Origin of the sequence: Burkholderia sp. AU6039 (assembly GCF_002223365.1) — a bacterium.
In the GTDB taxonomy this organism is placed as follows: Bacteria; Pseudomonadota; Gammaproteobacteria; order Burkholderiales; family Burkholderiaceae; genus Burkholderia.
The window spans coordinates 1,950,300-1,972,534 of the sequence record NZ_NKFK01000005.1 but is presented as its reverse complement, the minus strand read 5'-3'; the positions used below and the strand labels follow the sequence as shown (position 1 = coordinate 1,972,534).

General features: G+C 67.7%; 16 protein-coding genes. 9 read left to right on the top strand and 7 right to left on the bottom strand.

The annotated features are described in order from the left end of the window. The first annotated feature begins 186 nt into the window (after positions 1 to 186). The gene (locus tag CFB39_RS26540; protein WP_089475064.1) at positions 187 to 1,440 is read left to right on the top strand and encodes a multidrug effflux MFS transporter; all 1,254 of its coding nucleotides are present in this window, start codon (positions 187 to 189) and stop codon (positions 1,438 to 1,440) included. Between the two features lie 21 nt (positions 1,441 to 1,461). Then, positions 1,462 to 1,983 (top strand): GNAT family N-acetyltransferase, encoded by a 522-nt coding sequence (locus tag CFB39_RS26535; RefSeq protein ID WP_089475063.1) that lies wholly within the window; start codon positions 1,462 to 1,464, stop codon positions 1,981 to 1,983. A 39-nt stretch (positions 1,984 to 2,022) separates the two neighbouring features. On the opposite strand, the gene CFB39_RS26530 is transcribed toward CFB39_RS26535, so the two are convergent. From CFB39_RS26530 to CFB39_RS26520, 3 genes are all read right to left on the bottom strand, one after another. Then, complete coding sequence (locus CFB39_RS26530) at positions 2,023 to 2,712, bottom strand: hypothetical protein (RefSeq protein WP_089475062.1); 690 nt, start codon at positions 2,710 to 2,712, stop codon at positions 2,023 to 2,025. 100 nt (positions 2,713 to 2,812) lie between these two features. Beyond that, positions 2,813 to 5,062: a penicillin-binding protein 1C gene (gene pbpC, locus CFB39_RS26525; RefSeq protein WP_089475061.1), complete on the bottom strand. Its 2,250-nt coding sequence runs from the start codon at positions 5,060 to 5,062 to the stop codon at positions 2,813 to 2,815. Positions 5,063 to 5,072: 10 nt separating this feature from the next. Continuing rightward, on the bottom strand, positions 5,073 to 11,126 hold the full coding sequence (locus tag CFB39_RS26520) for an alpha-2-macroglobulin (RefSeq protein WP_089475060.1): 6,054 nt from the start codon (positions 11,124 to 11,126) through the stop codon (positions 5,073 to 5,075). A 303-nt stretch (positions 11,127 to 11,429) separates the two neighbouring features. On the opposite strand from CFB39_RS26520, the gene CFB39_RS26515 reads away from it, so the two are divergent. From CFB39_RS26515 to CFB39_RS26495, 5 genes are all read left to right on the top strand, one after another. Further along, complete coding sequence (locus CFB39_RS26515) at positions 11,430 to 11,936, top strand: sugar dehydrogenase complex small subunit (protein ID WP_089442267.1); 507 nt, start codon at positions 11,430 to 11,432, stop codon at positions 11,934 to 11,936. Then, a complete protein-coding gene (locus tag CFB39_RS26510; protein ID WP_089475059.1) occupies positions 11,936 to 13,555 on the top strand; it encodes a GMC family oxidoreductase in 1,620 nt (539 codons plus the stop codon). Before CFB39_RS26515 ends, CFB39_RS26510 begins: the two co-directional genes overlap by 1 nt. 2 nt (positions 13,556 to 13,557) lie before the next feature. Beyond that, on the top strand, positions 13,558 to 14,835 hold the full coding sequence (locus CFB39_RS26505) for a cytochrome c (RefSeq protein ID WP_089475058.1): 1,278 nt from the start codon (positions 13,558 to 13,560) through the stop codon (positions 14,833 to 14,835). Between the two features lie 185 nt (positions 14,836 to 15,020). After that, the gene (locus CFB39_RS26500; protein ID WP_089429075.1) at positions 15,021 to 15,440 is read left to right on the top strand and encodes a DoxX family protein; all 420 of its coding nucleotides are present in this window, start codon (positions 15,021 to 15,023) and stop codon (positions 15,438 to 15,440) included. Positions 15,441 to 15,503: 63 nt separating this feature from the next. After that, entirely contained in the window at positions 15,504 to 16,610 is a 1,107-nt protein-coding gene (locus tag CFB39_RS26495) for a porin (protein ID WP_089475057.1), read from the top strand. Between the two features lie 84 nt (positions 16,611 to 16,694). Here CFB39_RS26495 and CFB39_RS26490 read toward each other — a convergent pair whose 3' ends face one another. From CFB39_RS26490 to CFB39_RS26480, 3 genes are all read right to left on the bottom strand, one after another. Continuing rightward, a complete protein-coding gene (locus CFB39_RS26490; protein WP_089475056.1) occupies positions 16,695 to 17,237 on the bottom strand; it encodes a cysteine hydrolase family protein in 543 nt (180 codons plus the stop codon). Positions 17,238 to 17,466: 229 nt separating this feature from the next. Then, positions 17,467 to 18,786, bottom strand: a complete 1,320-nt coding sequence (locus CFB39_RS26485) for an MFS transporter (protein WP_089432841.1) — start codon at positions 18,784 to 18,786, stop codon at positions 17,467 to 17,469. A 44-nt stretch (positions 18,787 to 18,830) separates the two neighbouring features. Further along, entirely contained in the window at positions 18,831 to 20,015 is a 1,185-nt protein-coding gene (locus tag CFB39_RS26480; protein WP_089427279.1) for a M20 aminoacylase family protein, read from the bottom strand. Positions 20,016 to 20,196: 181 nt separating this feature from the next. Here CFB39_RS26480 and CFB39_RS26475 point away from each other — a divergent pair, with 181 nt between their 5' ends. Then, complete coding sequence (locus CFB39_RS26475; protein ID WP_089427280.1) at positions 20,197 to 21,099, top strand: LysR substrate-binding domain-containing protein; 903 nt, start codon at positions 20,197 to 20,199, stop codon at positions 21,097 to 21,099. Between the two features lie 209 nt (positions 21,100 to 21,308). Continuing rightward, positions 21,309 to 21,629 carry a pyrimidine/purine nucleoside phosphorylase gene (locus CFB39_RS26470; protein WP_006478890.1) on the top strand — a complete coding sequence of 107 codons (321 nt, stop codon included), beginning with the start codon at positions 21,309 to 21,311 and terminating at the stop codon, positions 21,627 to 21,629. Positions 21,630 to 21,719: 90 nt separating this feature from the next. On the opposite strand, the gene CFB39_RS26465 is transcribed toward CFB39_RS26470, so the two are convergent. After that, the gene (locus CFB39_RS26465) at positions 21,720 to 22,055 is read right to left on the bottom strand and encodes a hypothetical protein (RefSeq protein ID WP_021162025.1); all 336 of its coding nucleotides are present in this window, start codon (positions 22,053 to 22,055) and stop codon (positions 21,720 to 21,722) included. Positions 22,056 to 22,235: the final 180 nt, after the last annotated feature.

Sequence of the window (22,235 nt, the reverse complement as noted above, 5' to 3'; positions counted from 1 at the left end):
GGCCGGCCCGGTCAGCGCATGTCAGGACGCTCCGCAATCGGCATTCAACCTCGCCCGTGCCAGGGGAATCCTGTCGCCCGATGCAACAACAGGCACAATACGGGATTCGCCACGACACGCACGCGTGTTCGCCATTCGAACATCGCACGGCTGCGCCGCTGCTGTCCGACCTCCTTCCCCGTCGTCATGAACGCCACGCTCACTCCGGCGCGCGAGTCGAATTCGCCGCGTTTCCTGCTGTTCCTGATCTGCCTGTTCGCGTCCGCCGGCCAGCTCGCGATCGACATCTACGTGCCCGCGCTGCCCGACATGGCACGTTCGTTCGCCACCACGCCGCAGGCGATCCAGTCGAGCGTGTCCGGCTACATGGCGGCCTACGCGCTCGGCCAGCTGATTTTCGGGCCGGTCGCCGATGCCTACGGGCGCAAGCGCGTGCTCGCGTTCGGGCTCGTGATCTACACGATCGGCTGCCTGCTGTCGCTCGGCGCGCAGAACCTGGAGACGTTCGTGCTCGCGCGCTGTCTGCAGGGCTTCGGGATCGCGACCACCAACCTGCTCGCGAAGGCGATCATCACCGATTCGTTCGCCGGCCAGGCGCTGATGCACGCGTTTACGTACATGTCGATCGCGTGGGGGCTTGCGCCGATCGTCGCACCGGTGATCGGCGCGCACCTGCAGGAATGGTTCGGCTGGCGCGCGTGCCTCGTGTTCCTGCTCGTGTACTCGCTGGTGATGTGGGCGCTGCTGTGGCGTTACCGCGAAACCTTGCCGAAACCCGTGCATCTCGAGCCGCGCACGCTGATGACGAACGCGGGCAAGGTGCTGGCGAGCCCGGTGTTCCAGAGCTGCTTCCTCGCACAGGGGCTGTGCTACAGCATCCTGCTCGTGTTCAACATCGTCGGGCCGTTCATGGTGCAGACCACGCTGCACAAGCCGCCGACCTTCTTCGGCTATCTCGCGCTCGGGATCGGGCTGATGTATTTCCTGGGCGGCCTGTCGAACCGGATTCACCGGCCCGGGCTGCCGAGCGCCGAGCAACGGCTGCGCATCGGCGCGCGCGTGATGGCCGGCGCGTCGGTCGCGATGCTGGTGCTGGCGCTGACCGTCGGGTTGCGCGTCTGGACGCTCGCGACGCCCGTGCTCGTGATGGGTTTCTGCGCGGGCGCGATGTATCCGACGCTGATGGCCAAGGGCAATTCGCTGTTTCCGCATATCGCCGGCCTGACGAGCGCGATCCTCGGATGCGCGCTGCTGCTGGTGTCGTCCGCGATGATGGGGCTGGCCGGCTTCGTGTCGATTCACGTGCTGACGCCGCTCGCGGTGTTCTTCGTCGTGCTGTCGTGCATCGTCGTGTGGATGGTCACCAAGCTGTTGCGGTACCTGTCGCAGCAGCAGGCGCAGGCCGCGCCCGTCGCGTGCGGCCGCGAAGAGGCCGCGTAAGTGCCGCCTGTCGACCGGGCCGTGAGCCCGATCCTGCTGAACCGCGTCGCCCGTACCGACGCCGCCGACCTGCTCGCCGCCAATCGCGCGAGCCGGAGCCACCATCTGCCGTGGGTCGATTCGTTCACCGACCAGGCGGGATTCGACCAGTGGTTCGGCCGCTGCCTCACGGGGCCGAACGTCGGCCTCGTCGCGCGCGAACGCACGTCCGGGGCGGTGGTCGGTGTGGTGAACCTCAACGAGATCGTCGGCGGCGTGTTCCAGAGCGCGTATCTCGGGTACTACGGAATGGCGGCGTTCAGCCGTACGGGGCTGATGACCGAAGCCCTGCGCGCGGCGATCAGCGTCGCGTTCGGCGAACTCGGGCTGCATCGGCTCGAAGCGAACATCCAGCCCGGCAACCACGCTTCGATTGCGCTGGTTCGGCGGCTCGGTTTCACGAAAGAGGGGTTTTCGCCGCGCTATCTGCGCATCGGCGGCGAATGGCGCGACCACGAACGGTGGGCGCTGCTGGCCGACGGCGAGCCCCAAGCGCGCCCCTGACGCCCAATACCGGGCGATTTTCTTCCCGCCGCCGGCCGCTTATAGCGGATGCGCCGCGCCGGCCTGCGTCAGCAGCGATACGGCCGCCGGATCCGGCATCCCGTTCGAGTCGATTGCACCGGCTTTCGCAAGGGCGACGAGATCGCTGTCGACACCCGGTTGCCCGACCGTGAACGATGTCGTCAGGAACGCCGGCGCGGTGAACGCCACCGAATAGCGCTGCTGCAGGTTCGTCACCACGGCCGATTGCGCGGCCTGTACGGTGTTCGAGCTGTTCATCGCCTGCTGATAGCGCGAATTCCCCTGGAAATTGCCGATCAAGGCGGCCGTGTTCGTACCGAGCTGGGCGGCGAGATAGACCAGCATCAGCTCGGTCTCGGGTGTCGTATTGAACGTGCCGCCCGCGTATGCGAGCGAATGCAGGCTCGTGCCGCCCGACGTCACGGTGATCACGCACGGCAGCGCCGCATTGACCGTCACGCGGTAGTTGCCGCCGCCGTCAGTCAGCGTCGTCGCCGACCCTGCCACGCAACTGACCGTTACCTGCGCGCTGGCGAGCGCGCCGCCCGTCGCGGCCGTGCCGGACAGCGCGACTGTCTGCGTATTGTTGTTGAAGCAGGCATCGACGCCGAAGCAGGCATCGCCGTTGCACGCCTGAAGCGTCGCGAGGGTGGCGAGGCAGAGGGTGCCCAGCGCGGGGCGGATGAAGCGCCTGGGGTGAATGTTCATGGTCGCGGGCCTTGACGAGAGTGGGGCAACCGGTCGGCGCCGAAAATGCGGCGCCGTTCCTATTCTAGGTCCCGAATCGGGGCGCTGCTTGCCCGTTTGGTCAGTTCGGCCCGCGCGCGCTCGCCTTCGCGAACGCGCCGCGCACCTCGAAGCGGATCGTATCGGCCACCTTGCCGCGCGCATCGACGAGTTCGAGCCGGTGCCGGCCCGGCCACGGCATCCACGCGATGCGATCGGCATGCCCGATCACCTTGTCGTCGAGCCGCCACGCGAACTTCGTCGCGCGTCCGGCCGAGCGTTCGAACCAGATCCGCTGGTTCTTCGGCGGAATGTCCGGATCGATCGCGAAGATCGTGCCGTCGGTCGGCGTGCCGATCGTCAGCGGCGCGCGCGCGCCGTCCTTGCCCGGCGTGACGGGGGCGGCGAGCCGGATCGTGTCGACCGCCGTTCCCGCGATGAACCACTCGTTGCGCGACGGTTCGATATCGCGTTCGAACGTGATGCGGCGCGTCTCGACGCCAGCCGGCGCGCGCGGCGCACGGCTCGGCTGGTCGCGGTGCAGGTAGTCGACGACGGCCGACCACACCGGCGACGCGCCCGTGACGCCCGACACGTCCCACATCGGCGAGCCGTCCGCATTGCCGACCCATACGCCGACCGTATAGCGCGACGTGAAGCCGACGGTCCAGTTGTCGCGCATGTCCTTGCTGGTGCCGGTTTTGACCGCCGAGAAGAAGCGCGTCGCGAGCGGATTGTCGAAGCCGAACGTGCGCACGCGCGCGTTGTTGTCGGAGAGGATGTCGGTCACGACGAAGCTGGCCGCGTCGCTGAACACGCGCGTGCCGTCGGCTGCGCGGGCGGGTGACGCGGCCGATGCGCCGGCTGCACCGGACGCCGGCGCCGGCACGTCGACGACCTTGCGCGCGACGCCGCCGTTCGCGAGCGCGCGGTACGCGTTGGTCAGCGACAGCAGCGTGACGTCCGCGCTGCCGAGCGCGAGGCTGAAGCCGTAGTAATCGCCTTCCTGCGCGAGCGGCAGGCCGAGCGCGGTCAGCGTGCGTGCGAAGCGGTGCGGCGTGACGAGCACGAGCGTGCGCACGGCCGGCACGTTCAGCGAGCCGCCGAGCGCGCTGCGCACGCTCACCCAGCCCTTGAAATCCTTGTCGTAGTTCTGCGGAATGTACAGGCCGCCGCCGGCAGCGAGGTTGATCGGCGCATCGTCGAGCAGCGACGCGGCCGTCAGCCGTTTCTCGTCGATCGCCTGCGCATACAGGAACGGCTTGAGCGTCGAACCGGCCTGGCGCGGCGCGAGCACGGCATCGACGTCGCGCGCGCCCGACAGCGCGCCGGACGAGCCGACCCACGCGCGAATCTCGCCGGTCGCGTTGTCGATCACGACGACCGCGCCGTCCTGCACGTTGCGCCGATGCGCGGGTGCGTTGAGTTCGGTCAGCGCGCGCACCAGCGCGTCGCGCGCGAAGCGCTGCAGCGGCGCATCGAGGGTCGTGCGTATCTGCGCGCCGGCCGTTGGCCGCACCTCGGCCGCGATGCGTCGCGCGAAGTGCGGGGCGAGGGCGGCGCCGTCGTCGCGCGCGGCGCCGGCCGGACGCGCGATGACGAGCTGCACGTAGCCGTCGAGCGACGCGCAGGCCTGCTCGGCATGCATGTCGCGCAGGATCCGGCATGCGCGCTCGGCGACTTTCGCGGAGGTTGCGTTGGGCGCGCGCACGAGCGCGGCCGCGATCGCGGCTTCGCGGGCGTCGAGGCCCGACGGCGCCTTGCCGAACAGCACCTGCGACAGCGCGGCAAGGCCGATCGTCTCGCCGCGGAACGGCACGAGGTTCAGGTATGCCTCGAGCACCTGGTCCTTGCGCCAGCCGCGTTCGAGCAGCAGCGCGTTGACCGCCTGCGACGCCTTCTGCGGCAGCGAGCGCTGGCCCGAGCGGCGCGGCGAATCGCTGAGCAGCCCGGCGAGTTGCATCGTGACGGTCGATGCGCCGCGCGTGCGCTCGTTCCACAGGTTGCCCCAGGCGGCGCCGGCGATGCCGCGCCAGTCGACGCCGCTGTGTTCATAAAAGCGCTTGTCTTCGGACACGACGATCGCCTCGCGAAACGCGGGCGACACGTCGGCGAGCGACACCCAGTCGCCGCGCCGTTCGGTGAGGTCGACGCGCGTGCGCTGCAGCGGCGTGCCGTCGCGCGCGAGCAGCACCCAGTCGGAGCTGCGCCAGTTGCGGCGCACGTCGTCGTAGCTCGGCAGCGCATGCGCGACGAGCGGTGCGGCCAGCACGATGGCGACGAATACGCGGCCGGCGAAACGCGCCGGCCGCGGCAAACCCTGATCGATCATCGCTTGCTCGTTATTTGCCCGCTTCGGCCGCTTTCACGGTCATCGGCGGGTTCGGCCACAGGCCGTACACGGACGGCGCGTACAGCGCCTCGACACGCGTCGGCGGCAGCCCGAACGTGCCGACGTTGTTCAGCCGCACCGTGTACTCGACCGAGAATTTGCCCTTCGGCAGATAGTCGTAGTACGCGCGGTAGCCGTCGAAGTCGCGCTCGATGAACGCCGGCCACGCACCGTCCGGCGTCTTCTCGCCCTGGGTCGCGGCTTCGGAGTCGCGGCCGAGGCCCGAACCGAGGATCGTCGAACCGGCCGGAACCGGATCGTTGACGACGACCCACGTCATGTCGCTCTGCGCATCGATGTCGAGATGCACGCGCACGACGTCGCCGCGCGTCAGCACGCCCTTGACGGCGGGCGACACGGGCGTGACGGTCTTCGTGATCCGGTAGCCGGCCGCGAACGGCGAACGCAGCGGCACCGCCGCGAGGCTTTCGATCGTGGCCCAAGGGCGGCCCGTGCCGTCCTGCGTGACGGACAGCGTGGCCGGCGCCTGCGATGCGCGCGGCCACGGCAGCATCACGCTGCGGGCCGCGGCGGCGCGGGTGGCCGGGGTGGCCGACGCCGGCGTGTCGGCGGGCGTGGACGCGGGGGCCGATGCCTGCAACCACGAGATCGTGCGCGCGTCGCCGCCGAGCGCGACCTTCGTCGCGCCGGCCACCGGCGTGCTCTCGTAGGTGCGCGAGAAACGCTCGACCGCGAGCAGGCCGAGCGCGTTCGACGTCGTGGTCTGCCATGCGCCCTGGCGCTGCAACGCGAGCAGGCCGGCCGTCACGCGCGGCATCTCGTCCTTCCACGCCGGGTCGCCGGCGAATTCCAGCGCGAGCCGTGCCGCGTTGGTCTCGTTGCTGGTCATCAGCCACCACAGGTCGTCGTCGCGTGCGGTCGAGAACACGAGCTGCGTGCCCTGGTACGTCAGGCGTGCCCGCAGGATCTGTTCGACCTGTGCGCGTTTCTCGTCGCGTTGCGGGATGTCCTTCACGCGCGTCAGGATCGCGTGATAGTCGATCACCGCGGAAGTCGGCCACTGGTTCGGCGCGATCTCGATCGAGCCGAGCATGCGGCCCTGCGCGGCGCCGTAGCGCGACAGCGCCTCGATCGCGGCCAGCTTGCGCAGGTCGCGGTCCTGGCGCGGCGCCCACGGGTTGCGTTCGAGGCGGCCGTCGACGAAACGCGCGAGCCCGGCCTCGAGCTGCGTGCGCAGGTCTTCCGGCAGCGCGAAGCGCGGGTCGAGACGGCTCGCCTCGTCGGACACCACGAGCAGGTACGACGACAGCGTCGCGCTGCCGGCATGCGAATCATCGGACGACGGCGGGAAGTAGCTCGCGAGCCCGTCGCTGTCGAGATACACGGGCATGCGTGCGATCAGCGCCTGCCATTGCGCGGGGTCGCGCAGGCCGATCGCGCGCGAGGTCTGCTGTTCGAGGCAGCGGTACGGATAGCGCTCGAACCAGCGCTTCACGCCGGGCAGCCCGTCGGCGAGCTTCGACTGCAGCGACACGGCGATGCCGCCGCGCGGCAGGCCTTGCGCGTTGTTCGCGGCGCCGGCCGGGGAGGCGATCGGCACCGTCAGCGTGCCGTCGACTTGCGCGAGGGTCGCCTGCTGGACCGTGACCGGCAGCGCGGGCACCACCTTCTGCGCGACCGCCAGCGCGTCGGACGCGCGCTTGCCGCCTTGCTCGGCCGCTTCGATGCGCCAGTTCAGCGCACCGGCCGCGTCGAGCGCCTGCTCGGGCACGGTGATCGTCCACGCGACCTCGGTGGCCGTGTTGGCCGCGAGCGAGACGGTTTGCGGCGCGACGTCGAGGCCCGTCACGCGCGGCGTCACGACGACCTGCATCGCGCGGTCGGTCGTGTTGCGCAGCGTGACCTGCGCGCGGAACGCGTCGCCTTCGCGCACGAGCGGCGGCAGGCCGGAAATCAGCTGCAGATCCTGCGTGCTGCGGATCGACGTGCTGCCGGTGCCGAAGCGGTCGGGACCGACTGCCGCGATCGCGACGATCCGGAAGCGCGTGAGCGCGTCGTTCAGCGGCACCTCGACGGTCGCGCTGCCATTGGCATCCAGCGTCACGCGCGGATTCCACAGCAGCAGCGTGTCGAACAGCTCGCGCGTCGGCGCGCTGCCGCCACCGCCGCCCGCGGGCACGGCCTTGCGGCCGAAGTGGCGGCGGCCGACGATTTCCATCTGCGCCGTGGATGTCTCGACGCCGTACGCGCGTCGCCGCAGCATCGCGTCGAGCAGGTCCCAGCTGTTGTTCGGCATCAGTTCGAGCAGGGCTTCATCGACGGCCGCGACCGCGATCTGCGTGCCGGCCGGCGCGGGCTGGCCGTTCGGCAGCGTGACCTTCACGTGCGCCTGCGCCTTGCTGCGCACCGTGTAGCGGGTCGCGTCGGTCGTCACGGTCACGCCGAGTCGGTGCACGCCCGTGCCGACCTTGATTTCGCCGAGACCGTAGCGGAACGCGGGCTTCGACAGGTCGACGAACGCGGTCGGCGCTTCATAGTGACGGCCTTCGCGCCAGAACGCGCGCGCCCATTCGACCGGCGCCTTCCAGCCCCACGTGAAGAACGAGTACCACGGCACTTCGCGAATCCGGCCGCGCAGCGCGAGCACCGACACGTAGACGTTCGGCCCCCACGATTCGCCGACCTTCAGGTCGACCGTCGGATTCTTGCCGTTCAGCTCGACGATGTGCGTTTCCATCACGCCGCCGCGTTCGACCGCGACCAGCGCGGTGGCGTAGCGGAACGGCATGCGTACCTGGAAGCGGGCGGTTTCGCCCGGTTCGTACGCGGTTTTCTCGGGGATCACGTCGATCCGGTCGGTGTTGTCGCCGCCGAACCAGAGCTCGTCCTCGCGCGTGACCCACACCGACGTCGACGCGTTCGACGTGCGGCCGTCGCCGTCCTTGGCGACCGCGATCAGCTGCACGTTGCCGGCCTGTTCGAGCGTCGCGTCGCACGCCATGCGGCCCTTGTCGTCGGTCTTGCCCGAGCACAGCACGCCGAGGTCACGCGTGTCGCTCTTGTTGTCGTACGCATAGAAGCCGCCGACCATCCGCTTGCGCGACGACGTCGTGATGCGCGCGATGCCCTTGATCTCGATCGGCACCGACGCGCGCGGCTTGCCTTGCAGGTCGACCGCCAGGGCCTGCACGGGCACGCGCTGGCCGACCGATACCCAGCGGCCCGCCTTGATGCCGGCCACCACCGCAGCCGGCCACAGGATCGTGTCGCCGCGAATCGTCTGCACTTCGCCGTTCGGGTCGGCGAACGTCGCTTCGAGCGCGATGCGCTTCGGTGCGTCGACGTCGGGCAGGCCCTTCAGCGTGACCGAGCCCGCGCCGTTGCGGTCGAGCGTCAGCGGCAGCTTGTCGGCGATCAGCTTCGTCGCGTCGGGATCGTTGTTCGACGTCGATGCGTTGTCGCCGTCCTGCGAATCGTCGTCGGCATTGCCGTCGCTCGCTTCGGGGCGATACGGCGTGAAGCTGAAATCCTCGAAGCGATCGGCGAACGGCGGCGACGCCCACTTCATCAGCGCCGATACCTGCACCGGCAGGTTCGATGCGCCGCCGCCCGACACGTAGTCGATCTGCACCGCGAGCGGCGCTTCCTTCACGGCGACGAGCGGGCTCTTCTGCGCGTCGCGCGCGCCGATCGACCCCTTCAGCACCGGCAGGCGGAACGCCTCGACGCGGAAGCTGCCGCTGTAATAGGTGGCGGTCGGCGCGTCTTCCGGGCCGCCTTCGAGTTCGACGCTGTATTCGCCGAGCTTCGCGGCGGCCGGCAGCGTGAACTGCGTGTCCGCGCTGTGATCGGCGGCCCACGTGAGCGGCAGCTTGTAGGTCTGGCCCGTGCCGAGATGGCGGATCGTCACGCGCGTCGGGTATTGCGACGGGAACGCGAGGCTCTGCAGCGTCTCGGCACGGATGAAATGCTTCATCGACACGGTTTCGCCGGCGCGCAGCAGCGTGCGGTCGAAGACCGTATGCGCGCGCACGGTGCGTGCACTGTCCGTGTCGGTCGGCACGTTGAAGCGCCACGATTCGATTCCGCGGTTCCAGCCGGAGCTGACGAACGCCATGTCGGGACCCGTCTTCGGATCGTTCACGCGGGCCGACACGAAGTAGTCGTCGAAGCGTTGTTCCGAGTCGGACGAGCTGCAGGCGCGCTTCGATTCGAACGCGCCGTCGATCTTCAGCAGGCCCTGCGCATCGGTCTTGCCGGACGCGATCTCGTCGCCGTTGCAGTCCGACACGCGGATCTGCGCGTTCGGCACGGGCTTGCCCTTGTCGAGCGTCGTGACCCACACGAGGTTGTTTTCGCGGCCCTGTTTCAGGTGCACGCCGAGGTTGGTGACGAGCACCGTGGTGCGCACGTACATGCTCGACGGCTTCGCGAGCAGCGAGCGGCCGAGCGCGGGCGACGCGAGTTCGAGCACGTAGAAGCCGGGCTTGTCGATCGGCACGCCGACGACCTCGAACGGGCGCAGCGCCTTCGGGTCCGCCTTCGGCAGCGTCAGCGCCTGCACGCCGGGCTGGCCCTTGAGCAGTGTCAGCGAGCGCACGTCGATGCGGCGATCCTTCGGCGCGGGCGCCTTTTCGCCGGCTTCGCGCGGCACGTACACGGGATGCTGGCCCTTGCGTTCGAGCAGGCCGGGAATCTGGCGGTCGATCGAGCCGGCCGTCATCGACCAGTTGTCGAAGCGGTCGACGGTGCGCATCCACTGGCGGATCGCGGTGTCGTCGTCGACCTTCAGGTTCGAGAACTGCGCGCCCTGGGTGTTGAGGCCGTCGATATGCAGGTCGGCCTCGACGTTGCGCAGCGTGACGGGCACGAGCGCGGGCGAATCGGGTTCGGCGAAACGCTCGACGATCCCGAAGGTGCCCGACGAGAATTTCGCGAGCGGCGGCATCGGCGCGGTGCGCGTCGCGAGCGGGAACAGGTCGGCGTTCGACAGCGGTCGGTCGGTCACGTCGCGCAGGCCAGACGGCAGTTCGATCGTCAGGCCGGCCTGTTCGGGCAGCGGCGGATTGAACGTGACGGTGGTGACTTCCTCGCTCTTGTCGTCGGCCGCGAAGGTCGGCGCGAGCGTTCCGTCAGGGCCGCGCAGCTTGATCGCCTCGGCGTTCTTGCGCGAGATCGGCGCGTTGAACGACAGCGTGAGCGGGCGCAGCGGCGTGCAGGGCGCCTTCGCGTTCTCGCGTTCGCACGAGAAGCTCGCGGCGAACGGGGCCCGCACGGTGAAATCGAAGCGGCGCTCCGTTTCGTTCGGAATGCCGCTCGGGCTCGTGACGCCCTTGCCGTACACGAGCTGCATCTTCGCGCTCGCCGGCAGTGCCTGGGCGCACGACAGCGTCAGCACGCGCGCGGCATCCTTCTTCAGGCCGAAGTGATCGAGCAGCGCGTTGCGCGCATCGTCGTCGGCGGCCGTGACGGGAATGCGGTTGCCGATGCCGGCCGCTTCGCACCAGATGTTCGCGAGCGCCGAGCGCGGTTCGGCCGGGCCGTTCAGCTTCAGCACGAACATCTGCCGCTCCTCGATCTCGCGCGAGCCGGGGCGGACGTTCACCGGGAACGGGCCGCCCGTCTGGAACGTGAAGCGGCGCGGGCCGCTGGCCGCGTTGCCGGCGACCGAGCGCAACGTGTCGTTGAGCGCGACCGAGCAGCGCACGCCGGGCGGCAGGTCGTTTTCGAAATCGTAAACCCAGGTCTTGTCGTCGAGCCAATGGCCCTGGCCGCGCGCGGCCGTGGAATCGTTGCAGGTCACACGTGCGGGATTCGGCGCGGAGGCCGAGCCGAACGCGACCATCGGTTCGTCGAACTTGACGACGGTCTGCCGGACCTCGGTGACGGTGCCTTGCGGCGACACGCTCACCGTGCGCGCCGCGCCCGCATGCAGCGACAGCGCCGTGGCGCCGCCGAGCGCCGCGACGGCGCCGATGCGCCAGAGCAGCCGGGTGGTGTGGTTGGTTCGTTTTGCTTTGTTCTGTTTGTCGTGCTGCTTCATCGCTCGTTGCCCTTGGAGGGAAGCTTTCTGTTTGATTGCACGGGATTCTAACCGACCGACCTGCGCGCGCATCGCACTGCACAGTGTGTCGTCGGCGTGCGACACTGGCATGCGTGCCGCAGATCTGTCGCATCAACGACACAAAAATGCAGCGAAATGTCGATTGTCTCGGATTGCGGAACATTTAATGGACTATAAAAAGATTGTTCGATCCGATTTGTGCGCGTACATTTCAGGTCCGCGCCAATGTTTGAGAAATATCAAGCGTGGTTTTCCCGAATCCGGTGTTCGAGAGAAGGAAACATGCACAACGACAACACTCCCCACTCGCGTCGCTCGGGCGACGCAGCCGTAACAGGCATCACACGGCGTCAATGGCTGCAGGGCGCACTGGCGCTGACGGCGGCGGGCCTCACGGGCTCGCTGGCGTTGCGGGCCCTGGCCGACGATCCCGGCACCGCGCCGCTCGATACGTTCATGACGCTCTCCGAAGCAGTGACAGGCAAGAAGGGGTTGAGCCGCGTGCTCGGCCAGCGCTTCCTGCAGGCGTTGCAGAAGGGCTCGTTCAAGACGGCCGACAGCCTGTCGCAACTCGCCGGCGCACTCGCGTCCGGTTCGCTGAATCCCGACCAGGAAGCACTCGCGCTGAAGATTCTTGAAGCGTGGTATCTCGGCATCGTCGATAACGTCGTGATTACCTACGAAGAAGCATTAATGTTCAGCGTCGTATCCGATACGCTCGTGATCCCGTCGTATTGCCCCAACAAACCCGGCTTCTGGGCCGAAAAACCGATCGAGAGGCAAGCCTGATGGCCGATACCGATACGCAAAAGGCCGACGTCGTCGTCGTCGGGTCGGGTGTCGCAGGCGCGATCGTCGCGCACCAGCTCGCGATGGCGGGCAAGTCCGTGATCCTGCTGGAAGCCGGCCCGCGCATGCCGCGCTGGGAAATCGTCGAGCGCTTCCGCAACCAGGTCGACAAGACCGACTTCATGGCGCCGTACCCGTCGAGCGCGTGGGCGCCGCATCCGGAATACGGCCCGCCGAACGACTACCTGATCCTGAAGGGCGAGCACAAGTTCAACTCGCAGTACATCCGCGCGGTAGGCGGCACGACGTGGCACTGGGCCGCGTCGGCGTGGCGCTTCATCCCGAACGACTTCAAGATGAAGACCGTGTACGGCGTCGGCCGTGACTGGCCGATCCAGTACGACGACATCGAGCATTACTACCAGCGCGCCGAAGAGGAACTCGGCGTGTGGGGCCCGGGCCCCGAGGAAGACCTGTACTCGCCGCGCAAGCAGCCGTACCCGATGCCGCCGCTGCCGTTGTCGTTCAACGAGCAGACGATCAAGAGCGCGCTCAACGGCTATGACCCGAAGTTCCACGTGGTGACCGAGCCGGTCGCGCGCAACAGCCGCCCGTACGACGGCCGGCCGACTTGTTGCGGGAACAACAACTGCATGCCGATCTGCCCGATCGGCGCGATGTACAACGGCATCGTGCACGTCGAGAAGGCCGAGCAGGCCGGCGCGAAGCTGATCGACAGCGCGGTCGTCTACAAGCTCGAGACCGGGCCGGACAAGCGCATCACCGCCGCGGTCTACAAGGACAAGACGGGCGCCGACCATCGCGTCGAAGGCAAGTACTTCGTGATCGCCGCGAACGGCATCGAGACGCCGAAGATCCTGCTGATGTCCGCGAACCGCGATTTCCCGAACGGTGTCGCGAACAGCTCGGACATGGTCGGCCGCAACCTGATGGACCATCCGGGCACCGGCGTGTCGTTCTACGCGAACGAGAAGCTGTGGCCGGGCCGCGGCCCGCAGGAGATGACGTCGCTGATCGGTTTCCGCGACGGCCCGTTCCGCGCGACCGAAGCCGCGAAGAAGATCCACCTGTCGAACATGTCGCGCATCAACCAGGAAACGCAGAAGATCTTCAAGGCCGGCAAGCTGATGAAGCCCGACGAGCTCGACGCGCAGATCCGCGACCGTTCCGCGCGCTACGTGCAGTTCGACTGCTTCCACGAAATCCTGCCGCAACCCGAGAACCGCATCGTGCCGAGCAAGACGGCCACCGACGCGGTCGGCATCCCGCGCCCCGAGATCACGTATGCGATCGACGACTACGTGAAGCGCGGCGCCGTGCACACGCGCGAGGTCTACGCGACGGCCGCGAAGGTGCTGGGCGGCACCGAAGTCGTCTTCAACGACGAGTTCGCGCCGAACAACCACATCACGGGCGCGACGATCATGGGCGCGGACGCACGCGACTCGGTCGTCGACAAGGACTGCCGCACGTTCGACCATCCGAACCTGTTCATCTCGAGCAGCTCGACGATGCCGACCGTCGGTACGGTGAACGTGACGCTGACGATCGCGGCGCTTGCGCTGCGGATGTCGGACACGCTGAAGAAGGAAGTCTGACCGTGCGGAAATCTACTCTCACCTTCCTCCTCGCCGGCTGCCTCGCGCTGCCGGGTCTCGTACGCGCGGCCGATGCGGCCGATCCGGCGCTGGTCAAGCGCGGCGAATATCTCGCTGTCGCGGGCGACTGCATGGCGTGCCACACCGCGAAGGGCGGCAAGCCGTTCGCGGGCGGTCTCGGCATGCCGGTCCCGATGCTCGGCAAGATCTACACGAGCAACATCACGCCCGATCCCGAGACGGGCATCGGCAACTGGTCGGCCGAGGATTTCGAACGCGCGGTGCGCCACGGGGTGTCGAAGAACGGCGACAACCTGTATCCGGCGATGCCGTACGTGTCGTACGCGAAGATCAACGACGACGACGTGCAGGCGCTGTACGCGTACTTCATGCACGGCGTCGAGCCGGTCAAGCAGGCGCCGCCGAAGAACGAGATCCCCGCGCTGCTGAGCATGCGCTGGCCGCTGAAGATCTGGAACTGGCTGTTCCTGAAGGACGGTGTCTACCAGCCGAAGCCGGCGCAGAGCGCCGAGTGGAACCGAGGCGCGTATCTGGTCCAGGGGCTTGCGCACTGCAGCACGTGCCACACGCCGCGCGGCATCGCGATGCAGGAGAAGTCGCTCGACGAAACGGGCGGCAGCTTCCTGTCGGGCTCGGTGCTCGCGGGCTGGGACGGCTACAACATTACGTCCGACGCCAATGCGGGGATCGGCGGCTGGACGCAGCAGCAACTGGTCCAGTACCTGCGCACCGGCAGCGTGCCGGGCCTCGCGCAGGCGGCCGGCCCGATGGCCGAGGCGATCGAGCACAGCTTCTCGAAGATGACGGAAGCCGACATCGGCGCGATCTCGACGTACATTCGCACGGTGCCGGCCGTCGCCAGCGGCGATGCGAAGCAGTCGCGCGCGTCGTGGGGCAAGCCGGCCGAGGACGGCCTGACGCTGCGCGGCGTCGCGATCGCGCCGTCGGGCATCGATCCGGCCCGCCTCTATCTCGGCAACTGCGCGACCTGTCACCAGATGCAGGGCAAGGGCACGCCGGACGGCTATTACCCGCCGCTGTTCCACAACTCGACGGTCGGCGCATCGAATCCGACCAACCTCGTGCAGGTGATCCTGAACGGCGTGCAGCGCAAGGCCGGCAGCGAGGACGTCGGGATGCCGGCGTTCCGCCACGAGCTGTCGGATGCGCAGATCGCCGCGCTGACCAACTACCTGACCGGGCAGTTCGGCAATCCGGCCGCGAAGGTGACCGAGCAGGACGTCGCGAAGCTGCGTTGAGGCGGCGCGCGACGAAGCAGGGCGATAACTGACAAGAGGAGGAGCACAGCACATCGGGTTGTTGCCCGATGCCGGTTGTTGCAGAGCGGGGCGGGCGGCGCAGGCGGCCGCCCGTCCTGGTTCATTCGCAATCCGGTGCGCCGGGCGTGTTTTCGCCGTGCGCATCGCTTTCGTTGATCGACACCATGACACCGAATCAACCGTTTCTCGCGTCCCAGCGCGATGTGCTGCTGCTGCTTGCCCGGATCCTGCTCGTGATCCTGTTCGTCATGTTCGGCTGGAAGAAGATCGTCGACTTCCCCGGGACCATCGCGTTCATGGGTTCCGAAGGCGCGCCCGCGCCGATCATCTCCGCCGCGATTTCCGTCGTGATGGAGCTGTTCGTCGGGATCGCGATCCTGGTCGGTTTCCAGACGCGGGCGCTCGCGCTGCTGCTGGCACTCTATACGATCGGCACCGGCATCATCGGCCACCACTACTGGACGATGACGGGCGGTGAGCAGATCAACAACATGATTCATTTCTACAAGAACATCGCGATCGCCGGCGGCCTGCTCGCGCTTTGCGCGGCGGGCCCCGGTCGCTTTTCGATCGATCGCGGATAAACGGACCCGGGGCGCGCGCATGGGGCGCGTGCTGGAAGGTCGAGACTCCGAGGGGGCATCATTTTGCGACTCAAACATTTCGCATGGCTGATCGCGGCTGCCACACCGGCGGCCGCATTTGCACAGACGAGCGTGACGCTGTATGGCCGCGTCGACGGCGGCATCGAATACCTGAACCACATCGCGAAGCCGAATGGCGGCAGCGGGACCCGCTGGAGCGCCGAAAGCGGCGACTGGGGCACCAGCATGTTCGGGCTGAAGGGCATCGAGGATCTCGGCGGCGGGCTGTCGACGGTCTTCAACCTCGAAACCGCGTTCCAGGTGATGAACGGCCAGACGGGCGGCGGCCGCATGTGGTCGCGGCGCGCGTACGTCGGGCTGAAGAGCAACACGTGGGGCCAGCTGCAGGCCGGCCGCAACCTGTTCATCGACAGCGACGGCGTGTGGGAATTCGACCCGTTCGTGCAGCAGGCGTTTTCGTCGGCCTCGCTCGTGCGCGGCCGCAACTGGCAGCAGACCAGCAACAACATCGAATATCACAGCCCGGTGATCGGCGGCTTCGACGTGCAGGCGCAATACGCGTTCGGCAACCAGTCGCGCGGCTTCAACTACGGTGCGGCCGACGATTTCGGCCGCTCGGACGGGATCATGATCTCGTACCACTCGCCGTTGCTCGACGTGCGCGGCATCTACGACGAACTGCGCGACAACAACGGCAAGTTCAGCAACATCTTCACCGCGTCGCGCGAGTATTTCGTCGGCGCGAACGTGAAGGTGTCGAAGTTCAAGATCCAGGGTGCGTATACGCACTACCAGGCGCCGGATAGCCCGGCCGGCGTAGCCGACCGCGCCGATCACTACTGGCTCGGCGCGACTTACACCGCGACGCCGCAGTGGGCCGTGACCGGCGGCGGTTACTACGTGAAGGTGGGAGATGGCGGTGGCGATGCGTCGCACGATCCGTCGGGGCACGCGATGATGTATGTGCTCGGCACGACGTACAACCTGTCGAAGCGCACGTTCCTTTATGGCACGGTCGCTTGTGTGCGAAACGGCGGCAACTCGAATTTCTCGCTGCTCGCGACGCCGCGCGATGCGACGTCCGGGACGAGTCCGATGACGGGCGAGTCGCAGACGGGGGCGTATGTGGGGATGATGCATACGTTCTGAGCAGGCGGTTACGCGACCGGTACGCAACGCACGGGCGGTGGCTGCCCGTGCGTTGTTGTGTTTAGAGTGTGTGAACGGTGTCGATCAGAACGCGCACGCGTCGGTCGTCGTCAGCGTCGCGAACGGCCCACCAAGCGTCGTGTTGTGATGCGCGACGATCCGCTCGGACGGCAGCTCCGGCGTGTCCATGCAGGTGTGCGCATCGGTCACGAGCACCGCACGAAAGCCATGATCGGCGGCCGCACGGCAGGCCGTATCGACGCAGTACTGCGTCTTCATTCCCGCGATGACGATCTCGCCGATGCCGGCCTCGCGCAGCCATTCGGCGAGCCGCGTACCGGCGAAGCAGTTCGACAGTGCCTTGTCGAACACGATGTCACGCTTCATATCGATCTCGAGTTCCGGCACCAGCGCGATCAGCGGGGAACCGGGCGCAATCGGCGAACCGACAGGCCCGGTGTGACGCACGGCGAACACCGGCGCACCGGCTTCATGCGCACGACCGATCAACCGGTTGATGTTCGCGAGCACGCGCTCGCCGTCGTATGGCCGCTCGGGGCCATGAAACAGGCCGACCTGCATGTCGATGACGAGCAGTGCGCGTTTCGGGGAACAGACTTCTGGCATTGCGTTTCTCCTGAGTGGCCGATACGGACGGAGAAACGACAAGACCCCGTCCGGAACCGGCGGGGCCTGTGAGGGATGGCGCTACGACCTTGCGCGCACTCGCCGCACGAGCCCGCCGAAGGCGGTCGTGCGCGTCGTGGTCGAGAGGGTGGTCGTGATGTGGCGCATGGAGCGATCATGCACGATGCGCGCGCGCCACGTCAATCGCGCATCGCGCATCGGCCACCAGTCAGTCGAGTGCCTTCCCGGCCTTTTCATCCATGCAACGGACAGCAAGCAGCGTCATCGCGCCACAGCCGATCGCATACCACGCGGGCGCATTCGGATTCCCGGTCGCCGCGATCAGCCACGTGACGAAGAATTGCGCGAAACCGCCGAAGATCGCGACGCCGACGCTATACACGAGCGCGCCGCCGGTGGCGCGCACCGCACGCGGGAACAGCTCGCCAAGCATCGCGCCCGTCGCGCCGATGTTGATCGCATGCACGATCGACAGCGCGGCGATGATCGACAGCAGCGATGCGGCGCCCGGCCAGCGGTTCAGCGCGATGAATGCCGGGTAGATCGCGGCCATCAGCACGATACGCGTCCACCAGACGATCCGGTTGCGCCCGTAGACGTCGGACAGGTGGCCGCCGATCGGCGTCACGAGCATCAGGATCGCGCCCGCGACGCAGCCGGCCGTCATCGACAGCCACGTCGGCAGGTGCAGCACCTGCACGCCGTAGATCGCCATGTAGAACACGATGATGTAGTGGATCGACGTGCCGCCGATCGTCACGCCGAGGCCTGCGAACACGGCCTTGCCGTGATGGCGCAGCACGTCGGCGAGCGGCAGCGATGCAACCGGCTCGTCGTGCGCGGCGGCAGGCGCGGCGGCCGGCACTTCCTCGACGGTGCGGCGCAGCCAGTAGCCGAGCGGCACGAACAGCGTGCCGATGATGAACGGCACGCGCCAGCCCCAGCTTTCGAGCTGCGCGGCATTCAGCGTCGACGTCAGCGCGACGCCGGTCAGCGCGCCGGCGAGCGCCGCGAGCCCCTGGCTCGAGAACTGGAACGACGCGTAGAAGCCGCGACGATGCTGCGGTGCCTGTTCGAGCAGCAGCGTCGTCGACGCGCCGACTTCGCCGCCCGACGCGAACCCCTGCAGCAGGCGCGCGAGCACGAGCAGCAGCGGTGCGGCGAGCCCGATCTGCGCGAAGGTCGGCGCGACCGCGATCGTCGCGGTGCCGAGCGCCATCAGCAGCAGCGTGAGGATCATCGCCTTCTTGCGGCCGGCGCGGTCGGCATACATGCCGATCACGAGCCCGCCGAGCGGACGCGTGACGAAGCCGACGCCGAAGCTCGCCACCGCGAGCATCAGTTGCCCGAACGGCGAGTGCACGGGAAAGAACAGCTTGCCGATCAGGATGGCGAAGAAGCTGTAGACCGTGAAGTCGTAGAACTCGAGCGCGTTGCCGACGGCGGCGGCCGCGATCAGCCGGCGTTTCTTCGCGGCGGCGCGTGCATCGACCGGCGTGCCGGCGAACGAAAGGGCGGACGTTTCCATGTGGGGCTCCCCGGTTGGGCGCGAAACGATGGGGTGAAGGGCCGTCAGGCCGCGAGCCAGGCTTCGGCGATGCGAACCCAGTAGCTCGCGCCGATCGCGAGGATGTCGTCGTTGAAGTCGTAGCCGGGGTTGTGCACCATGCAGCCGCCCTTGCTGCCGATCCCGTTGCCGATGAACGCGTAGCAGCCGGGGCGCGCTTCGAGCATGAACGCGAAATCCTCGCTGCCCATCAACGGCGCGGCGTCGGTTTCGACGCGTTCGGCGCCGAGCATCTGGCGCGCGATGTCGGCCGCGAACGCGGTCGGTTCCGCGTGATTGACGAGTACCGGGTAGCCGTAGTCGTAGTCGACTTCCGCCGTGACGCCGAAGCTTTCCGCCTGGCCTTTCGCGAGCGCTTCGATGCGGCGCGCGAGCAGCGCGCGCACGTCGGCGTTCAGCGCGCGCACCGACAGCTTCATCGTGACGGTTTCGGGAATGATGTTGAACGTCTCGCCGGCCTGCACGCTGCCGACCGTGATCACGGCCGCATGCTGCGCATCGACCTCGCGTGCGACGATCGTCTGCAGCGCGACCATGATGCTGCCCGCGGCCGACATCGGATCGCGCGCGAAATGCGGCATCGCGCCGTGGCCGCCGACCCCGCGCAGCGTGATCGTCACGCGATCGGCCGACGCCATCGCGGCGCCGGTGCGGAAGGCCATGTCGCCGGCCGCGCGGCCTGGCATGTTGTGGATTGCGAAGATCGCGTCGCACGGGAAGCGGTCGAACAGGCCGTCGTCCATCATCGCCTTCGCGCCGCCGAAGTTTTCCTCGGCCGGCTGGAAGATCAGGTTCAGCGTGCCGGAGAACTGGCGCGTGGCTGCGAGGTGGCGCGCCGCGCACAGCAGCATCGCCGTGTGGCCGTCGTGGCCGCACGCATGCATCTTGTTCGCGTGGCGGCTCGCGTACGGCAGGCCCGTGGTTTCCGCGAGCGGCAGCGCGTCCATGTCGGCGCGCAACCCGACCGTGCGCGTGCCTTGCCCTTCGCGCAGCACGCCGACCACACCCGTCTTGCCGATGCCGCGATGCACTTCATAACCCCAGCCGGCGAGCAGCTCGGCGACGAGATCGCTCGTGAGCGTTTCCTCGAACGCGAGCTCGGGATGAGCGTGGATGCGGCGGCGCACTTCGACCAGCTCGGGTGCGATCGCGGCGATACCGGGGATGACGGGGTTCACGGCTTGCAGCATGGTATCTCCTGTGGGGCAGATGGGCGTTTGACGCACATATGACGAGCAAGCATATAAATTTCTTTTGTGTACCAGAAGCTGATAAATTGCTTTGGTGCTCACCACCGGTTGCCGCTCGGGAATACCCTGAGCCGGCGTGTGCCGCGCAGCACGGGGTTTCCACGGATCACGCGTCGCCGCCATGAAATACCATCAGCTGAAAGCGTTCGTCACCGTCGCGGAAGAGGGGAGCATTCGCGCGGCCGCGCGGCGCCTGAACGTGTCGCCGGCGGCGCTGACGAAGGCGGTCAAGGAGCTGGAGATCGCGCTCGGCGTGTCGCTCGTCGTGCGCACCGCGCGCGGCGTGCAGCTCACCGCGTTCGGCCAGCAGTTGCAGGTGCGCGCGCGGCTGATCGTCGCCGAAATGCAGCGCGCCCGCGACGACATCGAGCAGGCGCAGGGCGCGATGACGGGCTCCGTCGCGGCGGCCATCACGCCGGCCGCCGCGGTGACGATCCTGCCCGACGCATTTCGCGCATTCCGGCGGCGCTTCCCGGTGGCGCGCGTCAACCTGATGGAGGGGTTTCCGGGCGTCGCGCTGCCGCGCCTGCACGACGGTTCGCTCGATTTCGCGGTGGCCGTCGTCGTGCCCGAACTGCTGGCGGCCGAATTCGATCACGCGGAGCTCTATGCGAGCCGGTCGCTGATCGTCGCCCGCAAGGGGCATCCGCTCGCGTCGGCCACGTCGCTCGCCGAGCTCGTCGAAGCCGACTGGCTGATGAACCCGTCGCCGGAAAGCTCGACGCAGGTGCTGTTCAATTCGTTCGTCGCCTACGGGCTGCCGGTGCCGGCGCGTGTCGTCGAGTGCCCGAGCTTCGGGCTCGCGCGCAGTCTGATGATGGAATGCGACCTGATCGCGTCGATGCCCGAGCAATTGTTGCAGGCCGAATGGGCGCGCGACCAGCTCGCGGTGCTGCCGATCCGCGAGCGCCTGCCGGGCGTCTCGGTGCAGGTCATCACGCGTCGCGACAGCCCGCTGACACCGGCAGCGGCGATGCTGCTCGACTGCCTGCGTGATTCCGCGCGGCGCAAGGGGTTGCGGTGAGCCGGTGCCCGCGGTCGGCGATCTTCAATGCATCGTCATCCTGATGATTATCCGTGCGGCATTGCCATCGTTTGACGGGCACGAGGCTTGCGTAGTGGGCATGCCGTTCCTGCGCATGCCGCGCGAGCCGGTATTATAGCGGCCGGCCCGCCGCTCCGGCCGGCCTCCAACAACATCGCCATCCGGCATCCAGCAATCAGAGGCATTTCATGACCAGTGCAACCCAATTCGACAACGTATCGGTCGTCAAGCGCGCGAACGTCTATTTCGACGGCAAGTGCGTGTCGCATACCGTGCTCTTCCCGGACGGCACGCGCAAGACGCTCGGCGTGATCCTGCCGTGCGCGCTCAACTTCGGCACGGACGCCCCCGAATTGATGGAAGTGCAGGCCGGCAAGTGCCGCGTGAAGCTCGACGGCAGCAGCGAATGGCAGACCTACGGCGCGGGCGAATCGTTCTCGGTGCCGGGCAAGAGCCGCTTCGACATCGAAGTGCTCGAGACGCTCGATTACGTCTGCAGCTACCTGTAACACGCCGCCGCGCAGCAAAAGAAAAGCCCCGCCGAAGCGGGGCTTGTCGCAAGCGGATGGCGCCAGGGCCATCCGAAGCGCCTGTTCTCGTTACAGGCAGGCGTTGATGTCGCCGGCCGACGACGCATCGCCACCGCGGAAACCCACCCAGGTCTTCGCATTGGCGGCGTTGGCCGGGCGCACGACGGCCGCGGCGCCATTCGGCGGCTGCTGGCCCGGCGCATACACGGCCATGGCGAGGCCGTTCGCGAGTTCATACTGCGACGTCACTTGTTGCTGTGACTTGTCGGCCCAGGTCTTGGCGATGCACTGCGCGACCTGGTCGGCGGGTTTCTGGCTTTGTCCCACGTTTTGCAGGGCAGAATCGGCTGCGTGAGCAGAAAATGCCACGGTCAATGCGATGAGCGGTAAGTATTTCGCGTTCACGTTATCTCCCTCGAGTCGTGATTGATTGAGTGGGATGCGCAGCAGGACTGCGTAACAGTGAGATCGCATCGGGCGAGCACGGTTCCGGCTATTCCGAAACAAGATGTTAACGCGCTTGCCAAATGGCGGCTCCGATGCTCTGCACTTTGCTGCGGCACAGCATGCATCGTGTGCGGCACG